At 58.8% G+C, this 12,455-nt stretch carries 9 protein-coding genes and 1 tRNA gene; 6 read left to right on the forward strand and 4 right to left on the reverse strand.

Annotated features, from left to right (window positions below; translation table 11 throughout):
* Positions 1–58: 58 nt before the first annotated feature.
* Positions 59–772, reverse strand: coding sequence for a zf-HC2 domain-containing protein (locus AC5S27_RS19940; protein ID WP_493936314.1), 714 nt, complete (start codon positions 770–772; stop codon positions 59–61).
* On the reverse strand, positions 769–1,452 hold the full coding sequence (locus AC5S27_RS19945; RefSeq protein ID WP_493936315.1) for a sigma-70 family RNA polymerase sigma factor: 684 nt from the start codon (positions 1,450–1,452) through the stop codon (positions 769–771). The genes AC5S27_RS19940 and AC5S27_RS19945 overlap by 4 nt, the downstream gene beginning before the upstream one ends.
* A 252-nt stretch (positions 1,453–1,704) precedes the next feature.
* Between AC5S27_RS19945 and AC5S27_RS19950 the strand changes: the two genes are divergently transcribed.
* From AC5S27_RS19950 to AC5S27_RS19960, 3 genes are all read left to right on the forward strand, one after another.
* Positions 1,705–1,780, forward strand: a tRNA-Ala gene (locus tag AC5S27_RS19950).
* A gap of 195 nt (positions 1,781–1,975) precedes the next feature.
* The gene (locus tag AC5S27_RS19955; RefSeq protein WP_493936316.1) at positions 1,976–3,208 is read left to right on the forward strand and encodes a dipeptidase; all 1,233 of its coding nucleotides are present in this window, start codon (positions 1,976–1,978) and stop codon (positions 3,206–3,208) included.
* Between the two features lie 355 nt (positions 3,209–3,563).
* Positions 3,564–6,458 (forward strand): glycosyl hydrolase 115 family protein, encoded by a 2,895-nt coding sequence (locus AC5S27_RS19960; RefSeq protein ID WP_493936317.1) that lies wholly within the window; start codon positions 3,564–3,566, stop codon positions 6,456–6,458.
* Here the strand turns inward: AC5S27_RS19960 and pcaD are convergent.
* Together pcaD and AC5S27_RS19970 are read right to left on the reverse strand one after the other, a co-directional pair.
* Positions 6,448–7,227: a 3-oxoadipate enol-lactonase gene (gene pcaD / locus AC5S27_RS19965; protein WP_493936318.1), complete on the reverse strand. Its 780-nt coding sequence runs from the start codon at positions 7,225–7,227 to the stop codon at positions 6,448–6,450. The genes AC5S27_RS19960 and pcaD overlap by 11 nt on opposite strands.
* Positions 7,228–7,240: 13 nt before the next feature.
* A complete protein-coding gene (locus AC5S27_RS19970) occupies positions 7,241–7,657 on the reverse strand; it encodes a CDGSH iron-sulfur domain-containing protein (protein ID WP_493936319.1) in 417 nt (138 codons plus the stop codon).
* A gap of 333 nt (positions 7,658–7,990) precedes the next feature.
* On the opposite strand from AC5S27_RS19970, the gene AC5S27_RS19975 reads away from it, so the two are divergent.
* From AC5S27_RS19975 to AC5S27_RS19985, 3 genes are read left to right on the forward strand one after another with little or no spacing between them, the layout of a single operon-like run.
* Positions 7,991–11,188 carry a sensor histidine kinase gene (locus tag AC5S27_RS19975; RefSeq protein WP_493936320.1) on the forward strand — a complete coding sequence of 1,066 codons (3,198 nt, stop codon included), beginning with the start codon at positions 7,991–7,993 and terminating at the stop codon, positions 11,186–11,188.
* 14 nt (positions 11,189–11,202) lie between these two features.
* Complete coding sequence (locus AC5S27_RS19980; protein WP_493936321.1) at positions 11,203–11,853, forward strand: response regulator; 651 nt, start codon at positions 11,203–11,205, stop codon at positions 11,851–11,853.
* Positions 11,850–12,389: a hypothetical protein gene (locus tag AC5S27_RS19985; RefSeq protein WP_493936322.1), complete on the forward strand. Its 540-nt coding sequence runs from the start codon at positions 11,850–11,852 to the stop codon at positions 12,387–12,389. The genes AC5S27_RS19980 and AC5S27_RS19985 overlap by 4 nt, the downstream gene beginning before the upstream one ends.
* Positions 12,390–12,455: the final 66 nt, after the last annotated feature.

Genomic DNA, 12,455 nt, shown 5'->3' on the forward strand with positions numbered 1-12,455 from the left:
GCCGGTTTTCCAGAGGAGCACGGCGGCTTGAACGCCTCGTCAAGGGGTCTCTGACAAGCTATCCCTTAACGGAGACGCCGGAGAAGGAGAGCACCTTCAGGCCGCGGACGGGCTGACCGAAGGAACGTGCCGGCTCGAAGACACTGAACAGGAGCAGATTTTCGACCTGCGCGCGTGTCTGAGCATCGGTGGGACCGTTGACAATGCGGTAATCGTACACGCGGCCGGAGCTGTTGACGTAGGCTTCGACGACTACCGGACCGTTGACGGTGCCGATCTGATCGACATCCGGAGTGGCTCCGGATTGATAGAGGAAGCGCGGTCCGGTGGCCATGCCAATCGGTTCATCCTGCGCCGAAGCGCGCTCTGGATGCGCGACCATGCCGACCAGCAGACCAACTGAACCGAGCAACAGAACTGCGCTGGCGAGTCCTGCCGAAAGTTGCAGGAGGAACGGACCAACGGTATTCTGCCATGCCATCTGCATCTCGGCCCAGCGATCACGGTGGCGCTCCGCCTGTTCCTGCGAAATGGCAACGCGAATACGCAGCATCAGGTCTTCAGGCGCCTTGGGCTGACCGGCAGCGGTACCGAGAGAAGCAAGAGCACGCATCATCCTGCGCTCTGACTCGAACTCCTGGGTGCATTTTGCGCAGCCCTCGAGGTGCCGGCCAATGCGCTGCATTTCGCGGCCGGTCAGGCGGCTGTCGAGGTATTCGGAGATCTTTGCACGGGCGCTGGAGCAGCCGGTGATCAGGGAAAGTCGAATCATCGCGATTCCTCCCCTGACAGCAGAAACATGGCGTTGGCGTTACGTTCGGCGTTGTCCTTCAGCAGCAGCTGGCGTAGACAAGCTCGCCCACGGACCAGCCTTGACTTTACGGTGCCGAGGTTTGTACCGAGCATTTCGGCAACCTCTTCGTAAACGAAGCCTTCAATGTCGCGCAGGATCAGCGTGGTGCGAAATGGTTCCGGAACCTGGCGGATGGCGGCTTCCATGCGTTCACGTGCCTCAGCATGGGAGGCCATTTCGTAGGGGCTCTCGCCGGGATCGACCAGCATTTCCTTCAGGCGGGTCGGTTCTCCGCTTTCGCAGTCGACCGTCTCCATCTCGATGGTGACTTCCTGCTGCTTGTGCCGGCGCCACCAGCGGCGCTGGTTCAGGCCCTCATGGAGAGCGATGCGGTAGATCCAGGTGCGCAGAGAGGATTCGGAGTGGAAAGAGCCAATGCCGCGGAAAATTTTGACGAAGACGTCCTGAGTCAGATCGGCGGCGTCTGCCGGGTCGCGCACAGTGCGGGCAAGAAGGCTGTAGATCGGCTGGTGGTAACGCGTGATGAGCCACGAAAATGCCTCTTCTGAGCCTGCCTGTAGTTCGGCGACCAGAGCGGCTTCTTCCGTGTGGATCGTGAGTGCACTGGCGAGATTTCCCAAAGTGATGTCCGCCTGCAAGTCCGTGCCCTCCACTGTATCGCAACCGGGGCGGTTCTTGCATCCGGTGTTCTGACCGCCAGTTCTGCCCCGTCGTCTCAGATTGCTGCTCTATTCCGTTAGACACCAGCACCCCCCTGAAGTGTTCCCGAAAAACCGGAAAATAGGTGCAAAATCCGGGCTCCGGACTGTCGGGCCGGATGGATGGTTCGGCTCAGTTTGACGAATCTAGCCAGAGCGGCGAAAATAAGGGAGTTGTCCCACCGCACTTGTGGGCCTGTGGCGCAGCTGGGAGCGCGCTTCCATGGCATGGAAGAGGTCATCGGTTCGATCCCGATCAGGTCCACCAGATTTCCTTAAATTTTAGATGTACCTCTGATTCCGCCCTTGCAGGTTGATTCGGCTTTCCAGCTGGCGCTACCCTGTTGCCCGTTCACCTCTACAAATCGCTCTCGTCGCAGATTTGCGACTGGCACTACAGTCGTTACAACCTGTTCGCCCTCCAGCCCGTTCTTTCATCCGACTGTTATTTTGAGGACTTCTCATGCGATCCCTTCCTAGCTCGTCTCTGGTTGTCGCCGTTCTCGTTGCTTTTTCGACGTTTCCTGCCATGGCACAAAAGAAAGTGACAGACGCTGAGGTTAAGGCTGTGGACGAGTCGGCCATCCTGATCGACACCCACAATGATGTCACCAGCAAGACGGTCGAGGGCTACGACATTGCCAAGCCAAACGAGGGCGGCAACACTGACCTGGCGCGCATGAAGAAGGGGAATCTTGGGGCGGAGTTCTTTGCTGTTTACGTCGATGCTTCCTATGTGAAGGACAACCACGCGGCAAACCGGACGTTGCAGATGATCGATACGGTGCGCTACGACATTATCGAGAAGCATCCGGATGAGTTTCTATTTGCCACTACAGCTGCCGACATTGAACGCGCTCACAAAGAGCACAAGATCGCGGCTGTCATGGGTATCGAGGGCGGGCACGCTATCGAGGATTCACTGCGCCTGCTTCGTGATTACTATGCGCTGGGTGTGCGCTACATGACACTCACCCATTTCAATACGAATAACTGGGCAGACTCGCAGGGCGATATCGATAACCCCGAAGTGAAGCATCACAACGGGCTTACTCCCTTTGGCAAGGATGTGGTGCGAGAGATGAATCGGCTGGGGATGATGGTGGATATCTCGCATACCGCAGACAAGACGTTCTACGATGCGCTCGAGGTTTCGACGGCACCGATTATTGCCTCGCACTCGGGTTGCCGGGCTGTTTCGAACTACACGCGCAACATGACAGACGAGATGATCAAGGCGCTGGCGGCCAAGGGCGGCGTGATGCAGATCAACTTCGGTTGCGACTTCCTCAGCCAGCGCTACTATGATGCGGCAAAGCCGCTTGAGGCGCAGCTTCGCGAGCGCTACCGCGCGGCGATGCAATTGACAGATGCTGCGGCGCGGTCTGCTGCTATTGACCAGTTACGCAGGGAATTTGTGGCCAAGGTGCCGCCTGCGACCTTGCAGGATGTGGTGGCGCAGATTGATCATGCGGTGAAGGTCGGGGGGATTGATTCTGTCGGCATCGGTACGGATTTCGATGGGGTCAGCTGCACGCCCCCGGATCTCGATGGCTATGACAAGTTCCCCGCACTTACGCGAGCGTTGCTGGAAAAGGGATATACCGCGGAGGACGTACGGAAGATCTATGGCGGCAATCTGCTGCGTGTGATGCGTGCGGTGGAGCAGCAGGCTGCACAGCTTGCTCACCGATAGCTATTCGGGCGCGAAACGACGTCTGAACGCGACGCAGATGCCTGCGGTCAGCAGAGTCACGAGCACAAGAGCGCCGATACCGCTCAAGAAAGTATGGATAACAACCCGGATCGAGCTTCTCATTTCGCTCTACCTCTTCCGTGCATGCCTTGAGGTTTGTTCGCCCTGAACCTCTAAGGCCTGATCTTTTGACACGGCATGCATAAGTGGCATGGGATCGAAAATCGTGACATCCGCCTGCCGGACTTGCCACCTGCATGTGGACTGGGTATAAAGGGGCGTCGATTCAATCTGATCAGATTGACGCCTGGCAGGTCCGCGCCGGTGATACGTCTCGTTCCATGGAGCTGTCTCGATGCATGTCTTGTCGAACAGGCGCGTTGCCTTCTTCTGCATTCTTTGTCTTGCCTCGCTGTTCTCTGCTCGAATCGCTGCGGCGCTGGGGCAACCACGCTTCGTCAGGAGCACGCCTGAGGCTGGCGGTATGACGCTGGTCGCGCATGGCCGGGCGGCAACGATTGTCGTTGACTCTAACGAGTATCCTGGAGTGCTGCGCGCTGCGAGAGACTTACAGGCCGATATGACGAGGGTAAGCGGCTTGACGGCAGAGCTGGTCAGCGGAAGCAATGCGGTGCATGGGGAAGTGATCCTTCTCGGGACCATCGGCAAGAGCAAACTCATCGATACGCTGATCGCGCACCACAGACTTGATGTGAGCGGTATTGCTGGCAGATGGGAATCGACACTGGTACAGGTGGTCGATCATCCGCTGCCTGGCGTTCCACGCGCGCTGGTCATTGCGGGGAGTGATAAACGTGGGACGATTTTTGGCATTTACGATCTGTCGGAGCAGATGGGCGTCTCGCCCTGGTACTGGTGGGCAGATGTGCCTGTGCATCGTCACGATGAACTCTATGTTGCCCCCGGACGCTACGTGCAGGGTGAACCTGCTGTGAAGTATCGCGGTATTTTCCTCAATGATGAGGCTCCTTCGTTGACTGGCTGGGTGAACGCGACTTACGGAGGATATAACCATCACTTCTACGAGAGGGTCTTCGAGCTTCTGCTGCGTCTGCGGGCTAACTATTTATGGCCGGCGATGTGGAACAGTGCTTTCAATGAAGATGATCCGGAGAACGCCCGGCTCGCGGATGAGTACGGCATTGTGATGGGCACTTCGCACCACGAACCGATGCTACGCGCGCAGCAAGAGTGGAAGCGGCATGGCAACGGCATCTGGGACTATTCCACCAATGCCACGGTGCTCGATAAGTTCTGGAGCGAAGGTATTGAGCGCAACAAGAATTATGAGAGCACCATCACACTGGGCATGCGTGGCGATGGCGACATGCCGATGACGGAAGGCGCGAATATCGCGCTGCTTGAAAGCATCGTTGCCAGGCAGCGGCAGATTCTGGCCGAACACAATACGCCGACACTTGCTGCCGATCCCAAGGTTTGGGCTCTCTATAAAGAGGTGCAACAGTATTACGAAAAAGGCATGCGGGTTCCGGATGATGTGACGCTACTTTGGTGCGATGACAACTGGGGCAACATTCGCAGACTGCCTACACCGGAAGAGCGCAAGCGCAGTGGTGGCGCGGGTATTTACTATCACTTCGACTATGTGGGCGATCCGCGCAACTATAAATGGATCAACACCAATCCCATTGCCAAAGTGTGGGAGCAGATGAACCAGGCTTTGGCTTACGGTGCAGATCGTATCTGGATCGTGAACGTTGGCGATCTGAAGCCGATGGAGTTTCCGATCGAGTACTTTCTGACTCTTGCGCGCAATCCGGAACGCTGGGGTAAGGACCAGACCGAGGAATTTACTCGAATGTGGGCGGAGCGCGAGTTTGGGCCAGAGTACGCGGATGCGATCGCTGAACTGATGACGCGGTACTCGCAGTACAACGGGCGCCGGAAGCCGGAGTTGCTGGATGCTGAGACATTCAGCCTGACCAACTATCGCGAGGCTGAACGCGTGGAAGCAGCATGGCAGACTTTGGCTGCACGTGCGGAAGATGTGGCTACGCGATTGCCCAAACAGCAGCAGGATGCTTACTTTGAGCTCATCCTTTATCCGGTCAAGGCATCGGCCATTGTGAATGAGATGTACATTGCTGCGGGGCGCAACCATCTCTATGCAAAGCAGGGCCGGGCCAGCGCCAACGCATATGCGGCCGAAACGCACAGGTTATTTCAGGCGGATGCTGACCTTGCGGCACAGTACAACCACACTCTGGCAAACGGCAAGTGGAACCACATGATGGACCAGACACACATCGGCTACACCTATTGGCAGCAGCCACCATTGAACGCTATGCCTGCGGTCACGGAGGTTCAACCACTGGATGGCAGCATCCTGGGGGTTGCCGTAGAAGGACCGGCTCAAACGGATGGACAGCAGGTATCGCACTTCGACGGACCGATACCGCAGAGCCGTTTCGTCGATATCTTCAGGCGCGGCGACAAATCGTTCCATTTCGATGTTACGGCAAGTGATGCGTGGATCAAGCTCAGCAGCACGGGAGGGGATACAGATACGGATCGTCGTGTTGAAGTCAATGTCGATACGACACATGCCGCGGATCACGAAGGTTCAATCACCGTTGCGCAACGAGGCGGACCGTCGATCACGATTGCCATAACAACGTCCCATACCCAGATGGCCGTGAGAACTGAAGAATCGAGCTTCATCGAGAACGACGGTTATGTTTCTATGGAAGCAGAGCATGTTTCGCATTCGACGGGCGTAGGCGAAGTGCGGTGGGAGCGTATCCCCGAGTATGGAGCGACGCTGTCTGGAATGAGCATCTTTCCTGTGACGGCGCCGAGCATCGTGGCACTGCAGGCAGCGCGGCCTACGCTTGAGTACCGGATGTATCTCTACGACGCTGGAGACTTGAACGTGCAGACAATCGTTGGTCCCACGCTGAACTTTGTGCCAGGGCGCGGGTTGCGCTTTGCCATCTCTTTTGACGACCAGCCTGCAAGGATCGTTGATGCGTTGGAGCATAACTCCGACAGCGACTGGAGCAAGGTGGTCAGCGATGGGGTACGCCGCGTGGATACAGAGTTACGTGTCGCCACGCCGGGCTATCACACGCTCAAGATTGGAATGGTCGATCCCGGGCTGGTGCTTGAGAAGCTGGTTGTAAGCAAGGGACCGCTCAAACCCAGTTATCTGGGGCCGCCGGAAAGTCCGCGCAGTGGAGAGACCGCGAGCCACTCGTTCAATCCGTGAGGAACGAGAGAATCGCTGCATTGAAGGCTTCGGCTGCCTGCACATTCGACAGATGCGCGGCGGGCAGTTCTACATATTTTGCATTGGGGATGTTGACGGCCAGCCATTGCCCGTCTTCGGTCGTAGTCACGGGGTCTGCCGCTCCGGAAATCACCAGTGTAGGCGCAACGATTCTGGCTATGCTGTCGCGTAAGTCAAAGGCGCGGACCGCTGCGCAACAGGCCGCGTAGCCCTCTACCTGAGTTGCTTCCAGCATCGCGCGCACTCGCGCGACCGCTTCGGGATGAGATTCACGAAAATCGGCGGTGAACCATCGCTCCAATGTGCCGGAGATGACGGGTGCGAGTCCCTCGCGCTGCACCAGAGAGATGCGCGCGTCCCATGCTTCCTGATTCCCGATTTTCGCTGCCGTGTTGGACAGGATCAGCTTATCGATCCGGTCCGGTGCATGGACACCGAGCAATTGACCGACGGCTCCGCCCATCGACAGGCCGCAGAAGCTGAACTTAGCGATATTGAGCGCGTCGAGAAGACTGAGTACGTCATGGCCCAGTTCCGCAACGGTATATGGACCCGCCGGAATCGAGGTGCTGCCGTGCCCGCGGGTGTCATAGCGCAGCAAGCGAACTTTCGCTGCGACGGCCTGCAACTGCGGTTCCCACATGGCAAGATTGACTCCCAAGGAGTTCGACAGCACAAGGACCGGGAGGCTGGGATCACCTTCCAGTTCATAGTGCAGCCGGACTCCGGGGATGTCTGCTAACGGCATGGCCTGTTTGATCCTAGGCTTCGAAGCCAATTGCCTTATGTGCACCGTCGCAGTATGGCTTGTTGGCGGATGCGCCACAGCGGCAGAAAGCTGTGCTGGTGGTTGTGGCGATGGTTTCCTTGGCGGCATTTTGCACGGTCAAGGGGCCATTGGCGAGGAGCGGGCCAGCGGGGAGTGGCGTGAAGGTCACGGGACCCGTTTCACTCAGTTCGGCGATGTCGGCTGCAGGAACTGCTTCACCCGCGTCCGCAAAACCGGAATTGCGGTGGCTGCCATCGCAGAAGGGCTTCTTCGCAGAGGCGCCGCAGCGACACAGAGAGGCGCGAGGCTGACTCAGAGTCTCTCCGGTGCCTGTTTCAATCTTCAAGTCTCCGGTGGCAATCAGTGGTCCGTTGGGGGCGGTAAATGCTGCATTTGCGATTTCGGTCATAGTTTAAGGGTGTTCCTCCACCCTCAGTCTAAACTGCGTAAGCCTGCGCGTTACACGGCACACTGGTTGCGGACAGGAGAAGGAAGCCTGCTGCAAAAAGAGAGGGCAGTGACGGCGAGTTGCGTCACTGCCCGAATGTCAAGAGACCAAATCAGAGTAGACACGAGCCGCAATGCTGTCTTGAGCCAGAGGGACGAAGCGCTTCTCCACCCTTCGATGGAGGGATTGGGGACATTCGAAAAAAAGCACTCGAATCGGCCAAAAAGTACGCGTTTTCAAGGCTCATGGTGTTGCATATCTCGTGCAGTCCGTGTTGGATTGCTGGAGATGATCTTGTTCTCCTCCAAACAGCCACAACTGTTCCGGGTTGGTGTGGCCATCGCCGCTATGCTTACGCTCGCCACTGTGGCGCGAGCGCTGGAGCCTGCCACTCCGCTGGGACGGCTGGGACGGCAAGCGTGGACGATGGAGAACGGGCTGCCACAGAATTCCGTATCGGCGCTGTTGCAATCGCGCAGCGGATTTCTCTGGGTGGGGACGGAACTGGGCCTGGCTCGATTTGATGGCGTAGGATTTCGCATCTTCGACCGTACAACGGCGCCTTTTCCCGACGCAGAAGTGCGGTGCATGGCCGATACGACCGACGGATCGCTGTGGGTGGGCACCAGCGACGGGCTGGCGCGATGGAAGGATGGGCGCATTTCTATCTTCACCGCACAGGACGGATTGCCCAGCAGTTCTATTCGTGGGCTGGTCGATGCCGGTCAAGGAGGTATTTGGGCCTGGACAGAATCCGGCCTGACGCTGGCTCATACCAACGAAGCGCACGAGGTACGATTCGAAGCTTTGCCGGCCAAGGCAGGATCGCCTCGCGGAGCGATCACATCGATTGCGGCAAACTCTGCTGGCTCTCTCTGGGTAGGCACCACGTCGGGCGCTGCATTGTTTCGCGACGGCCAGTGGCAGACAAACTGGAACACTCTGAGCGGCGCGAATAAATTGCCGACAGTTCCGGCGCTGGTAGTTCGGGCCGAAAATGGCGACGTGCTCATCGCTCAAGGTAGCGGGCTGATCGTCGACCAAGGAGGTTCGCTGACGAGCATCGCGACGCAGGGAACTCTGTCTGCGAACGGGGTCAATTTCCTGGCGCGGATGGCCGACGGCACGGTGGCGGTCACCAGCAAGAGCGCTGTATTCTTGCTGCCGCCCGTGGTGGGCACAGGAGGACGTGGTGCGACCCATTTTGACGTGACCAAGCAGTTGCCCGGATCGCGCATCGAGTCTGTCTTTGCCGACCGCGAAGGCTGCTTATGGGTAGGGACCAATCATGGCCTGGCGCGGATCGCTCCGGCGCAGGGAGGCTTCGCTGTTCAGCAGATGCCGCCGACTGACCCGCTCGCTGTCAACTCGGTCGTCAGCTTCCTTGAGGACCGCGAGGGCGATCTCTGGGTGGGTACGGAGACCGGCGGGCTGCATATCCTGCGCGATGCGCGCTTTCGTATCGTGGGCAGCAGCGATGGTCTCAGCTCGGACGCGACCACGGCGGTGGTGCAGGATGTGAAGGGGGACCTGTGGATCGGCACACGGGACAGCGGGCTGAACCGCATTTCGGATGGAAAAACAACTTTGCTTACGACTGTCAACGGACTCCTGAGCGATGTGATCCTGGCTTTGGACGACGCGCCGGATGGTTCGTTGTGGGCTGGCACCCCGGATGGCCTGAATCGCATTGGAGGCGGTCGAGTGACCAGCTTTACCTCGGCGGACGGGCTGCCGGATGACTTCATTCGCTCTCTGCTGGTGGCGCCGGATGACTCCGTGTGGATCGGCACCCGCCGCGGGTTAACGCATCTGGATCGTGGCAAGATGCGGACCTACACGGAGGCTGACGGACTTGGCAGCGACCTGGTCGGCGCCCTGGCACTGGCTAGCAACGGGGATCTTTGGATCGCAACTCTCAACGGGTTGACGCGGCTGCATCAGGGTAAGCTGCACAACTTTACCCGTGCCGATGGACTCTCCAGCAATGTGATCACCGCGCTAGATGTTACGACGAGCGGAACACTCTGGATCGGCACGCAGAGTGATGGGTTGGATCTCTGGGATGGGTCTCACTTCACTGCCATTCCGGGAAAGACGGCCGGGGGCTCCCAGCGCATGCCGACGGCCATTCACGCCCTGCTTGACGACCGGCTGGGGCATCTTTGGCTTGCCTCAGACAGAGGTCTGGCGCGTGCGGACGAGCAGATGCTTCGCGATTGCGCTGAGGGCAAGAGGTGCTCCCTGGATGGTTCGTATCTGGTCAGCTTCACCACCGCGGATGGTCTGCGCAGCCGTGAAACCAGCAGCAACAGTCATCCCACGGCGCTGCGCGATCGTGATGGCCAGCTGTGGTTCACCACTCCGCGTGGAGTGGTCGCTGTCGATCCGCGTCATTTTGCGCCGTTGCCTGGGCCGCCGCCGGTGGCTATTGAGCGTTTTGCCGTCGACGATGCGGAGGCTGAGCAGCCGGGAAGCAGGATTGCGGCAGGACATCTCCGTTTTCAGTTCGATTACGCGGGCTTGAGCTTTGCAGCGCCGCAGAAGCTGCGCTACCAGTACATGCTTGAGGGCTTTGACCACGCATGGACTGACGCCGGTACGCGACGCACGGCGTATTACACGAATATTCCGCCCGGGCCTTACCGGTTCCGCGTGCGCGCGGCGATTGGTGATGCGCCGTTTTCGGATGAGGCTGCGGGAGGCTCCGAAGCTTCGCTCGCCTTTCAATTGCTCCCGCACTTCTACCAGACGCTCTGGTTTCGCATCCTGCTCGTCTTGTTGGGAGTGGCGCTGGTGGTGGTCATCTTCCGCCGCCGGGTGCTGCGAGTGGAGCGGGAGTTCCGCGCCGTGATGGCGGAGCGCAACCGCATTGCGCGTGAGATTCACGACACGCTGGCGCAGGGGTATGTGGGTATCTCGCTCCAGCTGGAGGTCCTGGGCCAGCTCTTGCAGCTCAACCGCGTGGATGCTGCGGCAAAACATCTCACCGCTACGCAGGGGCTGGTGCGCGATGGTCTGAACGATGCACGCCAGTCCATCTGGGCGCTGCGTTCGCAGGATTCCGAGGAGCAGACACTGCCAATACGTCTGCAGAGACTTGTTGAGGAAACGGACAAGGACAACTCTCTGGCTGCCACCTTCAAGGTGTACGGAGCTTTTCGTGCTCTGACACCGGAAGCGGAGCAGGAGGTGCTGCGCATTGCGCAGGAGGCCATTCAGAATGTAAAGAAGCACGCGGCGGCGACGGAGGTTTCTGTTCAGCTCGTATACAACGACCGCGAACTGGCGCTGACCGTTGCTGACAACGGCAAAGGCTTTGAACTGAAGGAAAAACGAGCCGAAGGTCATTACGGTTTGACCGGTATGCAGGAGCGCACGGCGATCCTGCACGGCAACATCGAGATTGAAAGCAGCGTAGGTTCGGGAACGACGGTAAGGCTTACGGTTCCCGCTCCGGAAGCGCGCAAACAACAACAAGAGGCAACCTAGAAACAGGAGCACGCATGGCAACGAACCCAATTCGAATTCTGGTCGTGGAAGATCATCATGTAGTCCGGCAGGGGCTGGTGGCGCTGCTTGGCGTTGTAGAAGGTGTTGAAGTTGTAGGCCAGGCGGCGGACGGTGAAGAAGCCTTGCAGGCTTACGAGCAGCACCACCCGGACATAACCCTGATTGACCTCCGATTGCCCAAGATGGGTGGCGCGGAGGTTATTCAGCGTGTGCGCAGCAGCCACGCGCATGCGCGGTTCATCGTACTCACGACCTATGACGGCGACGAGGATATTTACCGTGCCCTTCAGGCTGGCGCACGGGCCTACCTGCTGAAGGGGATGACGGTGGATGTGCTGGTTTCGACCATCCGCACTGTTCATGCCGGCAAGTCAATCATCCCGCCGGTGATCGCGCAGAAGCTGGCGGAGCGCATGGGGACGGAACAACTGACCCACCGCGAACAGGATGTGCTGGAGCAGATTGTGCGTGGCAAGAGCAACAAGGAGATTGGGACGGAGCTGGACATTTCCGAAGCAACCGTGAAGACTCACATCAACAACCTGCTGAGTAAGCTCGGGGTAGCAGACCGTACGCAGGCAGCCACCGCCGCGATCCAGCGCGGGCTGGTACAGCTCGATACCAAGGGAGACATTCGCCTGTGAGGACTCTGACGAAACGGCGGTTCCGGCAACTTGCCTTCCCACTGCTGTTTGTATTCCTGCTTGCGCCTTTTGCCGTCGCCCAGAAGAGCGTATGGCGGCAGGCGACGGATGCCGAACTGGCAGCTTTGCTGCCGGCGCGCGCTCCGGTTGAGAAGGAGCATATTGAGACGGAAATGCGCACCGCGAGCGGCATCACCGACGGAAAGGGACATTTTATTGCCGGTGTGGTGCTGATTACCGCTGGATATTCGGCAGACGGCAAGTATTCGCACTACCTGATAGTCCAGGCTCCGCTGCGGATCGGCTCGGTCTCCCTGGCCCGCGGCGAATATGTCTTTGGCTGGCAGCGCGACGGCGAATCGCTCAGCGTCCATTTGCATGAAGCCCTGACCGGCAAACTGGTCGGTACCGCACAGGCACACAAGATCGCCGCGAACAGCCGGGTGGAGTCGCTGCGCATCTGGCCGCCAGGCGACAAACAGATGATTCAGATCGGGCGCTTTGCCGTGCCCTACGAGTTTGGCGAGGAGCAGTGACAGATTCCTTGGTGGGAATACACCTTCCGGCGGATTTCCCTCTCTACCGGGAGCACCGTATACTGG

This window comes from Acidicapsa borealis, from assembly GCF_059115245.1.